18 protein-coding genes are annotated in these 16,826 nt (G+C 63.1%); 8 read left to right on the top strand and 10 right to left on the bottom strand.

Translation table 11 applies throughout. From position 1 onward, the window contains the following. Positions 1 to 79: 79 nt before the first annotated feature. On the top strand, positions 80 to 799 hold the full coding sequence (locus tag I8746_RS08220; RefSeq protein WP_003247889.1) for a TorF family putative porin: 720 nt from the start codon (positions 80 to 82) through the stop codon (positions 797 to 799). Here I8746_RS08220 and I8746_RS08215 read toward each other — a convergent pair. Both I8746_RS08215 and I8746_RS08210 read right to left on the bottom strand, forming a co-directional pair. Next, on the bottom strand, positions 796 to 1,668 hold the full coding sequence (locus I8746_RS08215) for a DMT family transporter (RefSeq protein WP_088512701.1): 873 nt from the start codon (positions 1,666 to 1,668) through the stop codon (positions 796 to 798). The two genes, I8746_RS08220 and I8746_RS08215, sit on opposite strands and share 4 nt — an antisense overlap. 151 nt (positions 1,669 to 1,819) lie before the next feature. Next, on the bottom strand, positions 1,820 to 2,242 hold the full coding sequence (locus I8746_RS08210) for a RidA family protein (RefSeq protein ID WP_221100441.1): 423 nt from the start codon (positions 2,240 to 2,242) through the stop codon (positions 1,820 to 1,822). A 188-nt stretch (positions 2,243 to 2,430) separates the two neighbouring features. On the opposite strand from I8746_RS08210, the gene I8746_RS08205 reads away from it, so the two are divergent. Further along, complete coding sequence (locus I8746_RS08205) at positions 2,431 to 2,757, top strand: hypothetical protein (RefSeq protein ID WP_017148298.1); 327 nt, start codon at positions 2,431 to 2,433, stop codon at positions 2,755 to 2,757. Between the two features lie 44 nt (positions 2,758 to 2,801). Here I8746_RS08205 and I8746_RS08200 read toward each other — a convergent pair whose 3' ends face one another. Together I8746_RS08200 and I8746_RS08195 are read right to left on the bottom strand one after the other, a co-directional pair. Further along, entirely contained in the window at positions 2,802 to 3,014 is a 213-nt protein-coding gene (locus I8746_RS08200; RefSeq protein ID WP_003247877.1) for a PLDc N-terminal domain-containing protein, read from the bottom strand. A gap of 104 nt (positions 3,015 to 3,118) precedes the next feature. Next, positions 3,119 to 3,589, bottom strand: a complete 471-nt coding sequence (locus I8746_RS08195) for a hypothetical protein (protein WP_017148297.1) — start codon at positions 3,587 to 3,589, stop codon at positions 3,119 to 3,121. Positions 3,590 to 3,750: 161 nt separating this feature from the next. Here I8746_RS08195 and I8746_RS08190 point away from each other — a divergent pair, with 161 nt between their 5' ends. Continuing rightward, positions 3,751 to 4,758: a GlxA family transcriptional regulator gene (locus I8746_RS08190; RefSeq protein WP_010954384.1), complete on the top strand. Its 1,008-nt coding sequence runs from the start codon at positions 3,751 to 3,753 to the stop codon at positions 4,756 to 4,758. 38 nt (positions 4,759 to 4,796) lie between these two features. Here I8746_RS08190 and I8746_RS08185 read toward each other — a convergent pair whose 3' ends face one another. After that, complete coding sequence (locus I8746_RS08185) at positions 4,797 to 5,480, bottom strand: TetR/AcrR family transcriptional regulator (RefSeq protein ID WP_004577026.1); 684 nt, start codon at positions 5,478 to 5,480, stop codon at positions 4,797 to 4,799. Positions 5,481 to 5,628: 148 nt separating this feature from the next. Continuing rightward, positions 5,629 to 6,513 (bottom strand): hypothetical protein, encoded by an 885-nt coding sequence (locus I8746_RS08180; protein WP_014753381.1) that lies wholly within the window; start codon positions 6,511 to 6,513, stop codon positions 5,629 to 5,631. Between the two features lie 259 nt (positions 6,514 to 6,772). Between I8746_RS08180 and I8746_RS08175 the strand changes: the two genes are divergently transcribed. The 4 genes from I8746_RS08175 to I8746_RS08160 all read left to right on the top strand — a co-directional run bounded on the left by I8746_RS08175 (position 6,773) and on the right by I8746_RS08160 (position 10,793). Beyond that, positions 6,773 to 7,753, top strand: a complete 981-nt coding sequence (locus tag I8746_RS08175; RefSeq protein ID WP_017148296.1) for an aliphatic sulfonate ABC transporter substrate-binding protein — start codon at positions 6,773 to 6,775, stop codon at positions 7,751 to 7,753. 16 nt (positions 7,754 to 7,769) lie between these two features. After that, positions 7,770 to 9,134: an LLM class flavin-dependent oxidoreductase gene (locus I8746_RS08170; RefSeq protein ID WP_017148295.1), complete on the top strand. Its 1,365-nt coding sequence runs from the start codon at positions 7,770 to 7,772 to the stop codon at positions 9,132 to 9,134. A gap of 133 nt (positions 9,135 to 9,267) precedes the next feature. Further along, a complete protein-coding gene (locus I8746_RS08165; RefSeq protein ID WP_003247865.1) occupies positions 9,268 to 10,104 on the top strand; it encodes a bifunctional allantoicase/(S)-ureidoglycine aminohydrolase in 837 nt (278 codons plus the stop codon). A gap of 89 nt (positions 10,105 to 10,193) precedes the next feature. Next, a complete protein-coding gene (locus I8746_RS08160) occupies positions 10,194 to 10,793 on the top strand; it encodes an START domain-containing protein (RefSeq protein WP_088512704.1) in 600 nt (199 codons plus the stop codon). Positions 10,794 to 10,867: 74 nt separating this feature from the next. On the opposite strand, the gene I8746_RS08155 is transcribed toward I8746_RS08160, so the two are convergent. After that, positions 10,868 to 11,290: an Lrp/AsnC family transcriptional regulator gene (locus I8746_RS08155; RefSeq protein ID WP_003247861.1), complete on the bottom strand. Its 423-nt coding sequence runs from the start codon at positions 11,288 to 11,290 to the stop codon at positions 10,868 to 10,870. A 187-nt stretch (positions 11,291 to 11,477) separates the two neighbouring features. Here I8746_RS08155 and I8746_RS08150 point away from each other — a divergent pair, with 187 nt between their 5' ends. Continuing rightward, positions 11,478 to 12,530 carry an ornithine cyclodeaminase gene (locus I8746_RS08150; RefSeq protein ID WP_221100440.1) on the top strand — a complete coding sequence of 351 codons (1,053 nt, stop codon included), beginning with the start codon at positions 11,478 to 11,480 and terminating at the stop codon, positions 12,528 to 12,530. A gap of 152 nt (positions 12,531 to 12,682) precedes the next feature. Here the strand turns inward: I8746_RS08150 and I8746_RS08145 are convergent, their stop codons facing one another. From I8746_RS08145 to pobA, 3 genes are all read right to left on the bottom strand, one after another. Next, the gene (locus I8746_RS08145) at positions 12,683 to 13,564 is read right to left on the bottom strand and encodes a LysR substrate-binding domain-containing protein (protein WP_010954391.1); all 882 of its coding nucleotides are present in this window, start codon (positions 13,562 to 13,564) and stop codon (positions 12,683 to 12,685) included. A gap of 44 nt (positions 13,565 to 13,608) precedes the next feature. Beyond that, positions 13,609 to 15,399, bottom strand: a complete 1,791-nt coding sequence (ggt, locus tag I8746_RS08140; protein WP_221100439.1) for a gamma-glutamyltransferase — start codon at positions 15,397 to 15,399, stop codon at positions 13,609 to 13,611. Between the two features lie 150 nt (positions 15,400 to 15,549). Beyond that, the gene (gene pobA / locus I8746_RS08135) at positions 15,550 to 16,737 is read right to left on the bottom strand and encodes a 4-hydroxybenzoate 3-monooxygenase (protein ID WP_014753390.1); all 1,188 of its coding nucleotides are present in this window, start codon (positions 16,735 to 16,737) and stop codon (positions 15,550 to 15,552) included. Positions 16,738 to 16,826 lie beyond the last annotated feature (89 nt).

Raw genomic sequence — 16,826 nt, 5'->3', positions numbered from 1 at the left:
GGGCTAACCGGCGGTTCCCTCCCTCCACTTGCGCAGGTATCCTCTACCGCTCAACCGCAAGCCTTCCAGGACGGAGACCATGATCAGGCCCCTTCTGTTGCTGAGTGCTGCGCTGCTTTTAAGCCCCGCGTCGCAAGCCCAGCAGATGAAACGCCAACTGGGCGATTTCGACTTCACACTCGGCACCACCCCCTCACGCAGCATGGCGCAAGGGCTTATCTCACCCAGCGCCGTTGGCGCATTCCATGGCGGGCTCGACCTCAGCCACCCCAATGGCTGGTACCTGGGCCAGTACGCCCCAAGCATGGGCGTCACCCCTGACTCGACCCTGCGCCTGGACAGCTACCTGGGCTACAAGCACCATTTCGACAGCAGCCTGGGCTACGAGGTAGGGCTGATCCATTACAGTCAGCCCAATATCGCAGGCCCCGACAGCTACGCCCTGTATGGGGGGATTTCGGTGCTGGGCAGCCGCTTCGGCGGGGCGCTGCGCGACAACCCCGACAACCGCACGGGCACGCTGTTCGCCGACTTCGGCCATCTGCCGATGTTCGACGTTGACTTCACCGTCAAGCTCGCCCACCACCGCCTGGGCACGCCGTTCACCATTGGCGATGGCAGCCAGGTGAATACCTTTTCCGATTGGTCGCTGGAGCTGTCGCGGCCCTGGCTGGGCATCGACCTGAACCTGATCTACAGCAACTCCAGCCTGAGTGGCGCGAGCTGCGATGCCTATTCGGGCATCAATACCTATTGCGACAGCGTGGTCACGCTCAAGGCCCAGCGCAGCTTTTTTTAACGGCGCGGCGCCAGCGCCAGGGCAATACCGCCCAACACCACCACACAGGCGATCAACAAACGCAACGACACCGACTCGCCGATCAGGGCAACCCCGCCCAGTGCGGCAATCACCGGCACGCTGAGCTGCAGGGTCGCCGCCTGTTGCGCACTGATCTGCCTGACCACGCCATACCAAACGGCATAGCCTGCGCCAGAAGCCAGCACACCGGAACCCAAGGCATACAACAAGCCAAGTGGCGTGAGGTGCGGGCCGGCACCCAGCAACAGCATCGGTAGCAGCAGCACCAGGCACGGCAAGCTGCGGGCAAAATTGCCGGCAGTGTCGGCCAGCGGCCTGGGCGAGCCTTTGCCCAGTAGCGTATATACCCCCCAGGCCACACCGGACAGGGCCATCAGCAAGGCACTGGCCAACGGCGGCGCCGAGACGCCAGGCAACAGCAGCACCAGCAGGCCGGCAAAGGCGATCAGCATGCCCAGCAGCATGCGTACCGTGATGTGTTCGCCCCTGTACCACGCGAAGCCGAACATAGTGATCTGCACGGCACCGAACAGCAACAACGCCCCCACCCCTGCCCCCAGTTGCAGGTACGCCGCAGAAAACAGGAACGCGTACAGGAACAGGGCCAAGCCGCCCCACCAACTGCCGCCCATGGTGTGCACCGGGCTGCGCAGGCGAATCAGCAACAGCAGAAACAGCGCGCCACTGGCCAGGCGGACCATGGTGAAGGACACCGGGTCGATCGCCCCGTCCTTCAGCGCCAGCCGGCAGAACACCGAGTTGGCGGCAAACGCCACCAGACTGAAAAGGGCAGGCCAAAGCCAGGCGCTGGGCTTGCGGTCGGTAAGCGTGGTCGTGCCTGAACTCATGGTGTGGCCACCTCTGAGTGGGATTGTTGTTATAGCGGCATTTAGTCAGGACCGGCACCGATATACAAGGAAGAATCCACCGTGGAGGATGGCACCGGCTACGCCGGTGTTCGCGGGTAAACCCGCGCCTACGGGCGACCGCGCCGGCTTTTCAGGATTTGAGCAAGACGGCGGCTACTGCTTCGATCTCCACCAGCATGCCGTCCAGCGCCAGCCGGGGCACCGGTATCAGCGTGCAGGTCGGTTTCATGTGCGCCCCCCAGGCCCTGTCGGCCTCTGTCACCCATTGGTGCAGGCGCGCTTCGGAGTGCTCGACAATCAGCAGGGTCAGCTTGAACACCTGGCCCAGGCTGGCACCTTTCGACGCCAGGGCCCGTTCCAGGTTGGCCAGCGCCTGCCGGGCCTGTTCGGCGAACACGGGTGACAACTGGCCCTGGCTATCCTCCCCACCCTGACCGGCGATGAACAGCAGACGGCTGTCAGCGCGCACTTCGGCGACATGGGAGTAGGCGTTGCCACTGGGGTCGTAGAGGCCTTCGGGGTTGCTTAGCTGGAATGCGTTTGATGGGGTCACGACAAGCCCTCGCTCGGTTGGAAGAGCGTCGGAGTATCGGACCTTAAGTTAACTCGAGGTCAAGCCTGAAGTAGGACATTTCGTACAAGGCATCGTCATGTTGGAACCAAGCGTGTGTTTGCGCAGCGGCTGTCAGGCCTTAGATTGCAAAGCCCGGCATGGAGGCCTTTAACCAAGAAGGAAAACCAATGAGCAAATTTGATTTTCAGCTGGCCTATACCATCAAACCGCACAACCCTGCGTACGATGAAACCGATGCGGCACAGGCACGTCTGTACCTGCGGGAAAAGCTCGGCCTGGACACCGTCGAGCACATTGAAACCACGCTGCTTGGCATGATCACGCTCAATGGCACCACCCTCGCGGAGCGCAAGCGGGAAGCTGAAAAGCTGGTCCGTGATTACATCCATGACGCGCTCAAGGAACTGCGCGTACTGTCTACCGTGAAGTTCTACGGCTGCCTGATGGTGGACGGGCTGGGTCCTGCCATGCGTTTCGACATCCTGCCCAAATGACCCTCGACGGCCTCAGGCGCCCCCGCGCCCGAGGCCGCAAACCGTCACTTTTCCTGCAACACCGCCCTGCCCTTCACCGCCCGCGGCCCGCGCCAGGCCCAGAACAGCAAACCGGGGAAGGGTGCGTAGACCACGAAAACGATCCACAGCATCTTGCGCTCGGCGCGCCGTTCACTGCCGATGATGTGCCAGATGGCCCAGATCTCCAGCAGGATGACCAAGGCTGCGATGATGATCCAGATCGTACCGATTTCCATGAGCGCTCTCCCAATGGCATGTATTGGGTTGGGTTGCTGCAAACGCTGAGGGTTCAGATTGATTTGACTCACCGCGCCCTCTTTGCAGGCGCGGCGATAGGGCCTCATTGCCGTGGTGCATTCTCCAGTGCAGCCTTCAACGCCGCTGCATCGGTGAACGCCCGCTGGCTGACCAGCACGCCCTGCTGCAGTTGCAACCACTGCACCTGGCCCTCCTGCCCGGGGTAACGGCTGGCCACTCGCCCATCACGGTCGAGCAGCACCCGGTAGCTGTAATCGCGCATGGCCGGGACAGCGAACAGTTTGCTGATCAGCGCAGGCATGCGCTGAATGTCGGCCACGAATACAGCGGCGCGTGCTTCCAGGTAGCCCTTGGGCTGCTCGGCCAGCGCCGCCTTGACCAGCTTGGCACCGTCCATATCGCGCGCCACCAGCAAAATCTGCGTGTCGGTACCAAGGCTGTAGGCCTGGTCGTACTGGTCGAGCAGTGTGAACGGGGCAAGCTTGTCGCCCTGCTCCAGGGCGTTGGCCAGCAACGGCAACAGGCTGAGCAACACTACAACGGCATATCTCATCAGGGGCATCCTCAATGGCGGAACGTCAGCATAGCGGGAAAGCACCAGGACAGGCTGGTTTGCCTGAACACGACCTGTAATACGACACAGCCACCGGGGAGATTGTCTTTCCTCCGGGCACCGTCCACACTCTGCGGGCCAGCCAGGAAGCGGAGTTCAGAGTGCCCACGCCACGCCAGTTCAGCCAAAAGACCAGCACCAGCAACATGCTACGGCTCAAAACAAGCGGCGCCAATGCCCAGGCGCCCTATCGGGTCGATTTCATCCTGCTCGAACACTTCTCAATGGCCAGTTTCACGGTGGCCATGGACGTACTGGTCACGGCCAACCTGCTACGTGCCGACAGCTTCCAGTTCACCCCGCTGTCGCTGGACGGCGACCGGGTGCTCAGCGACCTGGGACTGGAACTGGTAGCCACCGAGCTGTCCGCTGCGGCGCTGAAGGAGCTGGACCTGTTGGTGGTCTGCGGCGGCTTGCGCACACCACTCAAGTACCCGGAACTCGATCGCCTGCTGAACGATTGCGCTGCCCACGGCATGGCCTTGGGCGGCTTGTGGAACGGCGCCTGGTTCCTTGGCCGTGCCGGGGTGCTGGACGACTACGGTTGCAGCATCCACCCCGAGCAACGTGCCAGCCTGTCGGAGCGCAGCCCGCAAACCCGCATCACCCCGGCCAGCTTTACCCTCGACCGTGACCGCCTCAGCGCCGCCAGCCCCAATGGCGCCATGGAGCTGATGCTGGGCCTGGTACGCCGGCTGTATGGTGATGGCCTGGCCGAAGGCGTCGAGGAAATCCTGTCATTCTCCGGTGCGCGCTACCGCCAGGTGGGTCCTGGGGCGAAGAAGTCCATGAGCCTGCACCTGCGCACCATTGTCGAGCTGATGGAGAACAACCTCGAGGAAACCCTCAGCCTCGACCAGCTGGCCGCCTACAGCGGGCGCTCGCGGCGGCAGATCGACCGCCTGTTCCAGGCCCAGCTGGGCACGTCGCCCCGGCGCTATTACATGGAGCTGCGCATCACCAAGAGCCGCCGGCTGCTGCAGTATTCCGACCTGTCGGTAATGGAAGTGGCAGTGGCCTGCGGGTTTGTCTCGGTGTCGCACTTCAGCAAGTGCTATGCGGCGTATTTCGGCTACCCGCCGTCGCGCGAGCAACGGCTGGGCGAGTGACCGAGGCCCTTTGAGCCAGCCCAGGCGCTCGAGCAATCTCAGGTACGAGGCTCGAGCTGGATATACCGCAACACCGCATCACAGATCATGGCTTTGTGGCGCAGCTTTATTTGCTCATCAGACAGGTCGATCTGGAAGATCTCGCCAAAGGTATGGCGGTTCGACACCCGGTAGAAGCAGAACGAGCTCATCAGCATGTGCAGGTCGATGACCTCGATGCCGGCGCGGAACACGCCTTCCTGAACGCCACGGCGCAGGGTGTTGCCCAGGGCCTCCAGCACCAGGCTGCTCATTTCGCGAATGGCCGGCGACTGCTTGACGTACTCGCCATAGTGGATGTTTTCGGTGCAGATGATGCGCACGAAATCGACGTTGCGGTCATGGTGATCGAAGGTGAACTCCACCAGCCGGCGGATCGCCTGCTCAGCCGGTAACGACTCCAGGTCCAGGCTCTGTTCGGTCTTGCGGATATCCCCGTACAACTTCACCAGGCACTCGCAATACAGCTGCTCCTTGCTGCCGAAGTAGTAGTAGATCATGCGCTTGGAAGTGGCGGTGCGTTCGGCGATGGCGTCGACGCGGGCGCCGGCCAGCCCTTGCTGAACGAACTCGTTGATGGCGGCCTGGAGGATGTCCTCGCGTGTTTTCTCAGGGTTGTTCTTGCGCGTTTTGCGCACCCCTTCGGTTTCAGGCTGGCCGAGGCCGACTACGGAATCACTCATACCCACTCACAGGCTGTTTATTGGAATGCCGGGATTATCCGTTAGCGCGGCCATGCAGGGAAGCACGCTGTTGGTCGGGTAGCCATGATGCCTTGGGCTCAAGCAGCGCGGTCAGCCTGCGGGCACTGATCATCAGCCAGGCGCACAGTCAGTTACGCTGGGCAGTCGCGGGCGCCGGCGCGGGAGTCAGGCGCAGCACGCGGTTACGCCCACCTTCAGCGAGCAGATAACCCCCGATACCATCGGCGATGATCGCCTGCGGAGCCTTGAGGAAAGTCAGCACCGTTTGCTGGCTGCCATCGGCATCGATGCGCAGCAGGCGCGCACGGTGTGTGTTGTCCTCGCTGATCCATAGGCCACGTTGATCACAATACAAGAATGTAGGGTTACGCAGACCATCGACCACCACCGGGTCGCTGCCATCGTCGGACAGGGAGCGGACCCTGCCATTGGCCTTTTCGGTGTACAGCAAGCGGCCATCGCTGCAGCGGGTCAGGCCTTCGGTTTCGGTCAGGCCGGACCGGAGTACCTCCAGCTGCCCGCTGCTCCAGTCATAGCGCATCAGGCGACCATTGCCCTTGCGGTCTTCGATGGCATAAAGATAGTTGCCTTCGTTCCAGAGGCCTTGCACGCTCTCGCCGTCGAACAGCCGGGTGACCTGGCCATCGCGGGACAGGCTGACAGGTGCCAGGCCACCTTCCTGGCTGAACACCCAGCCGCCCTGCGCCGCGACCATACCGTCGGGCTTGGACAGGTTATCGACCAGCACGACGCGCTCGCCGGTAGCCGTGATCTTGAGGATGCTGCCCCGCCCGTCATCCAGTTCACGGCTGACCAGCAGGCTGCCATCCGCCTGCGGTAACAACGAGGCGGCTTTGGTTACGTCGCGATGCAACACCTCAATATCCCAGCCGGTAGCGGCCTGGACCGGGTAGAAACTCTGCCACGCGAAGAAGCCCAAGGTGGCCGCGAGCAGCCCGGAGGTGGCAGTCAAGGCGATGCGGGCGCTGCGCTTGCGCAGGATGTGCGGCATGAAGGGGCTCCTCGGAATCGTTGCGGATCCTAGCAAGCGAATGTGAAAAAAATGTCGAAAGCTGCACAAACGGGTGCTGCAGGACCCGCCGATCTCAGCCCATGGCGCCTCCAACAACGATAGGCACCCCGCTACTAAAAACAAAAGGATATAAAAATAACTAAACAATCTAACGAACTGGAATATATAAATTGAAAGCCAAACGCCACCTCCTTAGTCTGGGCAGATCGCCTCTCACCCGATTCAAGGAGCAATGCCCATGCCCAAACATGCCTTCTCCCCACTACGCCGTCTGCTGATCGGCGGTTTACTGGCCAGCGTCGCCAGCGCCCTGCTGCCCTGGTCCGAAGCCATTGCCGACGACGCCAGGACACTGCGCATCGGCTACCAGAAATTCAACAGCATCAACATCCTCAAAGGCAGCGGCGCCCTGGAGAAGGCCCTGGCACCGCAAGGTGTGAAGGTCAGCTGGCATGAGTTCGCCGCCGGCCCCCAGCTACTGGAGGCACTGAGCACCGGCGCCATCGACCTCGGCCACGCAGCCGATGCCCCCTCGGTGTTCGCCCAGGCCGCAGGCAAGCCTGTGGTCTACCTGGCCGCCGAACAACCCTACCCACGCGGCATTGGCCTGGTCGTGCGCGAGCAGGACCACCTGGCCAGTGTGCAGGACCTGAAAGGCAAGCGTGTGGCCACCGGCCGCGGCTGGAATGCCCAATACCTGCTGGCCGTAGCCCTGCAGCAGGCTGGCCTCAGTTACAAGGACATTACCCCCGCTTACGTCAACAATGCCGCCGATGCCGTGGCCGCCCTGCAATCGGGCAGTGTGCAGGCCGTGACCCTGTGGGACCCGTTCCTCGCCGCCGCAGAAAGCCAGCCAGGGTTGAAAAACCTACGCGACGGCAGCGGCCTGTCCAACAACCGCACCTTCTACCTGTCCACAGCCCGCTATGCCGACGAGCACCGTGCACTGCTGAAAACCTTCTTTGTTGAGCTGGGCAAGGTCAGCCAGTGGGCCAACGCCAAGCCTGCCGAAGTTGCCGCGCTGCTGGCACCGCAGCTGGGGATCAGCACCCAGGTGCTGGAAGTGGCCAGCGAACGGCGCAACTACAACGCCGTCGCTATCACCCCGCAGATCGTTGCCGAACAACAGAAGCTGGCGGACACCTTCCAGGGCCTGGGCCTGATTCCACGCAAGCTACAGGTGGCCGAAGCGGTCTACCCGGCTTCCGTGTTGCCTTGAACGGAGCGCGCTGACCATGCCTCGCCCGATCCGCTTCAACGCCTTCAGCATGAACGCTGCCAGCCACCAGTCCCCTGGGCTGTGGCGCCATCCGCGCAACACCAGTGTGGCGTTCAACCGCCTGAGTTACTGGACCGACCTGGCCCGACTGCTCGAACGCGGCCTGTTCGACGCCCTGTTCATCGCCGATGTACTGGGTATCTACGACGTCTATCAAGGCAGCCCGCAAGCCGCCCTGCGCGGTGGCGTGCAGGTGCCGGTCAATGATCCGCTGCTGCTGGTGCCGGCAATGGCCGGGGTGACCGAGCACTTGGGTTTTGGTGTCACCTTTTCGCTGACCTACGAACACCCCTACCCCTTCGCCCGGCGCATGTCCACGCTCGACCACCTGAGCAATGGCCGGGTCGGCTGGAACATCGTCACCGGGTATCTGGACAGCGCTGCGCGCAACCTCGGCCTGGCGCGTCAACTGGGCCACGACCAACGCTACGACTTGGCCGAGGAATACCTGCAGGTGCTGTACAAGCTTTGGGAGAAAAGCTGGGACGACGACGCCGTGCTGCTGGAGCGTGAAAGCGGGCGCTATATCGAACCCTCGCGGGTACACCCGATCAACCATGTGGGCGAGCACTTCCAGGTGCCCGGCATGCACCTGTGCCAGCCGTCGCCGCAACGCACCCCGGTGTTGTTCCAGGCCGGTGCGTCGGCACGCGGCCAGCAGTTTGCCGCACGGCATGCCGAATGCGTGTTCATCAGCGGGCCGACGCCGACGGTGCTGCGCCGCTACGCCGACGGCATCCGCCAGGCCTGCGAAGCGGCCGGGCGTGGCCGTGACGAAGTGCTGATCTACGCCCAGGCGCTGTTGATTGTCGCCCCCACGCGGGAAGAAGCCGAGGCCCGCTTTAACGACTATCGCCGTTATGTCGACCTGGACGCTGCCCTGGCACTGCTGTCAGGCTGGACCGGTATCGACTTCGCCGGCCTCGACCCCGATGCACCGATCGAGTACGTCGAGAACGATGCTGGCCGTGCTGCCCTGGCAGCCTTTACCGCCGCCGACCCCACTCGCCGCTGGACCGTACGCGAAGCCGCCGAGTTCGTTGGCCTGGGCGGTCGCGGCCCCGTGCTGATCGGCGCTGCCAGCGAGGTGGCCGACCAGCTGGAAACCTGGCTGGACCATACCGGCATCGACGGTTTCAACCTGACCTACGCCGTGCAACCGGACGACCTGGCCAATGTGGTCGACCTGCTGGTGCCCGAGCTGCAACGGCGCGACCGCTACCCGCTGAGCTACACCGAGGGCCCCCTGCGCCACAAGCTGTTCGGCCGCGGCGGCCAGCTGCCCGAACGGCACGTTGGGCGTCAGGTCAGCATTCAGTGATCAAATACCGGGTATTCCAACATTTAATTTGTGGATGGCACGCACTCGACCCTATTCTGTGGCCACATCCCCTGCGCCGCACCGGCCGGTGCGGTTCAAGGCATGGGGAGAGAACAACAAGTCGAGATCGTCCATGTCGAACCATTCGTACTTCGCCCCCCACGGTGGGCACCCGGCTCAAACCGAGCTGCTGACTGACCGTGCCATGTTCACCGAAGCCTATGCCGTCATCCCTAAAGGCGTGATGCGTGACATCGTCACCAGCCACCTGCCCTTTTGGGACAAGATGCGCATGTGGGTCATCGCCCGCCCGCTGACCGGTTTTGCCGAAACGTTCTCCCAGTACATCGTCGAACTGGCCCCGGAAGGCGGCAGCGAGCGCCCTGAGCTGGACGCCGATGCGGAAGCCGTGGTGTTCATTGTCGAAGGCGAACTGGACATCACCGTCGAAGGCAAACACCACACCCTGGTACCTGGCGGCTACGCCTTCCTGGCCCCGGGCGCCGAGTGGAGCCTGCGTAACAACAGCAAGTCCAACGTCACCTTCCACTGGCTGCGCAAGCACTACCAGAAGGTTGAAGGCCTGGACGTGCCGGAATCCTTCGTCACCCACCGCGACAACGCCACCGTCATCGAGATGCCGGGCACCGAAGGCCGCTGGAAAACCACCCGCTTTGTCGACATGGCCGACATGCGCCACGACATGCACGTGAACATCGTCACCTTCCAGCCCGGCGGTGTGATTCCGTTCGCAGAAACCCACGTGATGGAACACGGCCTGTACGTGCTGGAAGGCAAGGCAGTGTACCGTCTGAACCAGGACTGGGTCGAAGTGGAAGCCGGCGACTTCATGTGGCTGCGCGCCTTCTGCCCGCAAGCCTGCTACGCCGGCGGCCCAGGCAACTTCAGCTACCTGCTGTACAAGGACGTGAACCGTCACGTACACCTGACGCTGAACCCTAAGCGCTAAGCCCAGGCTGATGCCCGCAAGCCCGCCAACCTGGCGGGCTTTCTGTTTGCCGCGCATACTGAAATACCCACCCCTGCAGGGTACCGGCCATGAACCGCTGCCTGCTGCTCGCGGCCTTGCTGCTGTGCGCCTCTGCCCTGGCCGCCGATGACTGGCACCTGGCCTACGACCGCGAAGGCATTCGCGTGTACCTGAAAGATGCAGGCAACTCCCCCTACCAGCAGTTTCGTGGTGTCAGCACCATGAAAGCCAGCCTGCGCACGCTCACTGACCTGCAGGATAACCTGCGGGTGGCTTGCAAGTGGCTGTACGCCTGTGACCAGATGCGGCTGCTGGATGTGGAGGGTGACAACACCTGGGTGTACCTGACCACTCAGCTGCCTTGGCCGGCGAGGCCACGGGACATTGTGCTGAAAGTGACCAGCGAACGCCTGGTCGACGGTACCCTGGTGCGCCACCTGAGCGCCGATCCCGACAGGATCCCCAGGGTTGACGGCCTGATCCGGGTAGAGCACCTGAGTGGCGTGTGGCAGATGAGACCGCTGGGTGACCGGGTGACCGAGGTGACCTACCAGTTGCAGGCCGCCCCTGCCGGGGATGTGCCGGGGTGGCTGGCCAACCGGTTTGTGGTGGATACACCGGTGGTGACGTTGCGTACGTTGCGAGCGGTGGCTGAGCGCCAACCTTGAAGTGCCGCCAGGCCGCAGACCGACTGCAGCAGGGCCAGCAGCTTTTTATGCAATACCCCTCTCTGGCTCAGCGGTCACATCTTGTAGGTCGACAGCAGGATGCTGGTCTCGGTGTTCTCGATATGCGGGATCGAGCGGATGGTGTTCAGCGCCCGGTCGAACGCTTCGAGGGTGTCGGCGCGCAGCTCTGCCATCAGGTCCCAGCGGCCATTGGTGGTGTGGATGGCCACAACATTGGGATGCCCGCGCAGCGCGTGCTTGACCTCTGCGGCATGGTGGCCACTGATGCCGATGCTGGTGATTGCCCGCACCCCCTGGTCCAGCGCATCGGAGCGCAAACGTACCGTGTAACCGATGATCACACCCTGCTCTTCAAGCCGGGTAATGCGGTTATGCACCGTTGCCCTGGCCACCTTCAGCTTTTTTGCCAGGGTCAGCACAGGGGTACGTGCATTGTCCCGCAACAGTGCAATCAGTTCCCGATCGATCGTGTCCATAAGCCTGCCAAATAATCAGATTGCTACATTGGGTTAGCAGATTGTCCATAAGCCTGACAAAACTGACAACCTGTATGCTTCTGATTGGCGCAACCTGTCATCACAATGTTCATGCGGCTTCACTTCGATAATCTCAAGCGCTTAACCCGCACTGCTGGGCAAGCGCACAATAACAAGGTGCAAGAGCATGACGTATTTCATTGATGTTCCAACCATGTCGGACCTGGTGCATGACATTGGCGTAGCGCCGTTTATTGGCGAGCTTGCCGCTGCCCTGCGGGACGATTTCAAACGCTGGCAGGCGTTTGACAAGTCCGCGCGCGTTGCCAGCCACTCGGAAGTGGGCGTGATCGAACTGATGCCGGTCGCCGACAAAAGCCGCTATGCCTTCAAATACGTCAACGGCCACCCGGCCAATACTGCACGCAACCTGCATACGGTGATGGCCTTCGGTGTACTGGCCGATGTCGACTCCGGTTACCCGGTGCTGCTGTCCGAACTGACCATCGCCACCGCCCTGCGCACCGCAGCGACTTCGCTGATGGCAGCCCAGGCACTGGCCCGCCCGAACGCGCGCAAGATGGCGCTGATCGGCAACGGCGCGCAAAGCGAATTCCAGGCCTTGGCCTTCCACAAGCACCTGGGCATCGAAGAAGTCGTCGCCTACGACACCGACCCGCTGGCCACCGCCAAGCTTATCGCCAACCTCAAGGAATACAGCGGCTTGACCATCCGCCGAGCCAGCTCGGTAGCCGAGGCAGTGAAAGGCGTGGACATCATCACCACGGTGACGGCCGACAAGGCCTACGCCACCATCATTACCCCCGACATGCTGGAGCCCGGTATGCACCTGAACGCCGTGGGCGGTGACTGCCCAGGCAAAACCGAGCTGCACGCCGATGTGCTGCGCAACGCACGGGTTTTCGTCGAGTACGAGCCACAAACCCGTATCGAAGGTGAGATCCAGCAGCTGCCGGCGGACTTTCCGGTGGTCGACCTGTGGCGCGTGCTGCGCGGTGAAACCGAGGGCCGCCAAAGCGACAGCCAGGTCACTGTGTTCGATTCGGTGGGCTTCGCCCTCGAAGACTACACCGTACTACGGTACGTACTACAGCAAGCCGAAAAGCGCGGGATGGGTACCAAGATCGACCTGGTGCCGTGGGTTGAGGACGACCCGAAAGACCTGTTCAGCCACACCCGAGGCCGCGCTGGCAAAAGCCGCATCCGACGGGTTGCCTGACATTGAATCGGTTTAGTCGAACGTGTGGGAGCAGGCATGCCCGCTAAGCAGGCTGCACGGTGCATGGCACGGGCTTAGCCCGTGCTCGCCGGAAAAGCCCACAGTGATCGCACTGGCGTTGGGTCGTGTGCAAGCGCATTTCCCACTGACCGTCAGATCCCACCGCCCGCCAGCAACTGCGTCATCACCTCAGCCAACGCCTTGACCATCACATCCGCCGTCGGCCGGTGCACGATGACGATCTCATAGCTGTCGACCTCCGGCAGCCCTTGCCCGGCCCCCAGCACCCTGTGCTCGCCGGTGGCCGCCCTGGGTGGCAGCAGGCTGATACCCATGCCATCGGCGACCGCAGCCTGGATGCCACTGAGGCTGGAACTGGTAAAGCTGATGCGCCAGCGCCGCCCCATGCCTTCGATGGCGTTGATCATGTCCTCGCGGTACAGGCCGCGTGGCGGAAAGGTGACCAACGGGATCGGGTCCAGCTCAAAGGCGGGCGTGCGCGCACTGTCGATCCACTGCAGGCGCTCTGGCCAACAGGCCACGCCCTCACGGCTGTTGCGCCGCTGCTTGAGCAGCACCAGGTCAAGTTCGCCATTGTCGTAGGCCTGGCTCAGGTCACGGCACAAGCCGCTGGTCACTTCGAGCTTCACCTGTGGGTGCAGCCGGCTGAATGCCGACAGCGCATTGGTGGTACGCCCGCCCACGAAGTCCTCGGGCACACCAAGCCGTACCGTCGTGCCCACCATCGCCCCGGCCAGGGCTTCAAGCATCTGATCGTTCAGGGCCAGCATGTGCCGGGCATAGCCGAGCAAGGTCTGCCCGGCGTCGGTCGGCAGCACATCACGGTTGCCTCGCACCAGCAGGCGGTGGCCAACCATGTCTTCCAGGCGGCGCACTTTCTGGCTGATCGTCGACTGGGTCGAATGCAGCCGCGCGGCAGCGGTGGTGAAGCTGCCGCAGTCGGCCACCACGACAATGGCGCGCAGCAGGTCGAGGTCGAACAGAGCCCTATTCGATTTCACGCTGATAGACATCTAGATATTCAACGACTGAATGGCAAGTCTGCGTTCTATCACGGCTAGTCACCGAGGGCCACTCCTTCCCGCCGAGGATCGGCACCGCCTGACCAACCCTCGCCGCTGCGCTGGATGATCTGCATGCCGCTGGTCATGGTCATCGGTGTCACCTCATGGCCCCAGGCTGCCAACTGGCGGATCAGCGCCGGGCTGCTCAGCCCTGCTTCCACTTCGGTGCCGGCATTGCGGCTGCCGAAGTTGGGCAGGCCGGCGGCCTGCTGCGGGTCGAGCTGCCAATCCAGCAGGCCGACCAGTGCCTTGTTCACGTAACCGATGATCTGCGAACCACCCGGCGAACCGAGGCTCGCGACAAACTCGCCCGTGGCACGCGAGAACACCAATGTCGGCGCCATGGCCGACAGCGGCCGTTTGCCCGGCTGCACCCGATTGGCCACAGGCTTGCCGTGCTCGTGGGGGATGAACGAGAAGTCGGTCAGCTGATTGTTGAGCAGGAAGCCCTTGACCATCAGGTGCGAGCCAAATGCGGCCTCCACCGAGGTGGTCATGGCCAGGGCCTGGCCGCTGTCATCCACCGCACTGAGGTGAGAGGTGGAGATGCGCAGTGGCGAGCGGTCGGGCGCAAGTGCCAGGTCCGCTCCTTGCGGCTGGCCCGGGCGGGCGCGCTTCATGCTGTGCTCGCCGATCAGCGCCGCGCGGCTGGCCAGATAAGCAGAATCGGTCAGGGCCTTGACCGGGACGGGCACGTAGTCGTTGTCGGCCAGGTACTGAGCGCGGTCGGCGTAGGCCAGGCGCTCGGCCTCGGCGATCAGGTGCACGGCCAAGGGCGGGGCTTCCAGGCGGGCCGGGGACGAGGTGGCCAGCGGTCGCAGCGCTGCCAGGTCGCGTTGCGGCGCGGTGCGTTGCACGGCTTCGAGCAGGCCCAAGGTCTGCAGCACGGTCACCCCACCCGAGGAGGGTGGCGGCATGCCGCATATTTGCCAGGCCTTGTAGGGACCGCACAACGGCTCGCGCTCCTTGGCCTGGTACTGCTGCAAGTCCTGCAGCGACAGATACCCGGCATTGGCATGGCCACGCACCGTGGCGACGATGGCTTCGGCAATTTCACCGCTGTAGAACACCTCGGGCCCCTGTGCGGCGATCTGCTCCAAGGTATGGGCCAACTCAGGGTTGCGCAGGATCGTACCCACGGCCAACGGCCTACCCTGTTCATCCAGGAAGTAACGGGCCATTGCGGGTGAACGGGCAATGTAGGGGTCCCCGGCCAGTAGCGTGTGCAGGCGCTCGGAAACCGCGAAGCCGTTGCGTGCCAAGGCGATGGCCGGGGCGAACAGGTCGTGCCAGGGCAACTTGCCGTGCTGCTCGTGGGCCAGTTTCAGGGCACGCAGCACCCCGGGCACGCCCACCGAACGCCCACCGATCTGCGCCACCCGGAACGGCATGGGTGTGCCATCGGCTTGCAGGAACAGCTTATCCGTCACCGCCGCAGGTGCTGCTTCACGCCCGTCGAATGCCTGCACGCGCTTGCCATCCCAGTACAGGATGAACGCCCCGCCACCGATCCCACTGGACTGCGGCTCGACCAGTGTCAGCACCATCTGCATGGCGATGGCGGCGTCAATCGCACTGCCGCCGGCACGCAACATCGCCCGCCCCGCTTCACTGGCCAGCGGGTTGGCTGCGGCAACCATGTGCCGGCTGGCGCGCACCGGCTGCAAACCGCTGCGGTAGCCGGAGGCCAGTTCCGGTGGCGTGGGCAATACCTGGTCGGCGCCGGCCCAGTTACTGGTAGCCAGCAGGCACAGAGCGCCGATCAGCGGGGTGGGATATTTCATCGTCATGCATCCTGCCATCACCTATTCAGCGAAGCACTGTCGGTCATACGCAGTCTCGACTTCAAGCCTTGGTGTAATTACCGGCAAGCCATTCGCTGACCAATGCAGCCCTTGCTCCCTGCATGAGTGCCAGGTTTGCGCAATGACGGATCAGGTCACTTCTTCGAACGGCAGCCCCACATAGTTCTCGGCAATGTTCACCAGCCCCGCCGGCGAGGTCAGGAAGTACTCGCGGTCAGCTTCCTGCATCTTCTGGTCCCAGGCATCCTTGTGGCTACCGAAGTCATGCAGCAGTTGGGTCATGAACCAGCTGAAGCGCTCGCCCTTCCACACGCGGCGCAGGGCCAGTGGCGAGTATTGCGCAAGCAGGTCGACGCGCCCTTCGTGGTACACCTTGACCAGAATGCGGTACAGGTAGTTGACGTCCGAGGCCGCCAGGTTAAGGCCTTTGGCACCCGTAGGGGGGACGATGTGCGCCGCGTCACCCACCAGGAACAGGTGACCATACTGCATGGGTTCGACCACCAGGCTACGCAGCGGCGCAATACTTTTTTCCAACGCGGGGCCTGTGACCAGGTCCGCCGCCACCTCGGCGGGCAAACGGGCTTTCAGTTCGTCCCAGAAACGCTCGTCAGACCACTCCTCGACGCGGTCCTGCAAAGGTACCTGCAGGTAGTAGCGGCTGCGTGTTTGCGAGCGTTGGCTACACAACGCGAAACCGCGCGCATGGTGGGCGTAGATCAGCTCGTGATTGACCGGCGGTGTGTCCGACAGCAGCCCCAGCCAGCCAAACGGGTAAACCCGTTCATACTGCTTCAGCACGCCCTCCGGGATGCTCTGCCGCGAGATGCCGTGGAAGCCGTCGCAGCCGGCGATATAGTCGCAGTCAACCCGCTGCACCCGGCCATCCTTTTCGAACGTCAGGTAGGGCTTCTCGCCTTTCAATTCATGCGGCTGAACGTTGGCGGCTGAATAGATGATCGGCGCACCACTGGCTTCACGGGCCTGCATCAGGTCACGGGTGACCTCGGTCTGGCCGTAGACCATCACCGTCTTGCCACCGGTCAGCGCCTTGAGGTCCAGGCGTTGACGGCGCCCACCAACCAGCAGCTCGACCCCCTCGTGCACCAGGCCTTCACGGTCCATGCGCTCGGCCACGCCGGCCTCGCGCAGCAGGTCGACCGTGCCTTGCTCCAGCACCCCGGCGCGGATGCGGCCTAGTACGTACTCGGCGGTCTGGCGTTCGACGATGATGTTATCGATACCGGCCTTGTGCAGCAGCTGGCCCAGCAGCAGGCCAGACGGACCTGCACCAATAATTGCAACCTGAGTTTTCATTGTTGTTGTCTCTGTTCGGACGATACCGGCCTGGGACTGGCAGCGGGGCGGCATCTGCTGTTAGGGTTTGCCATTGCATTTTTACTGGC

It is taken from the genome of Pseudomonas sp. USTB-Z (genome assembly GCF_019691255.1).
GTDB lineage: Bacteria > Pseudomonadota > Gammaproteobacteria > Pseudomonadales > Pseudomonadaceae > Aquipseudomonas > Aquipseudomonas alloputida.
This window is presented reverse-complemented; position numbering and strand designations above follow the sequence as displayed.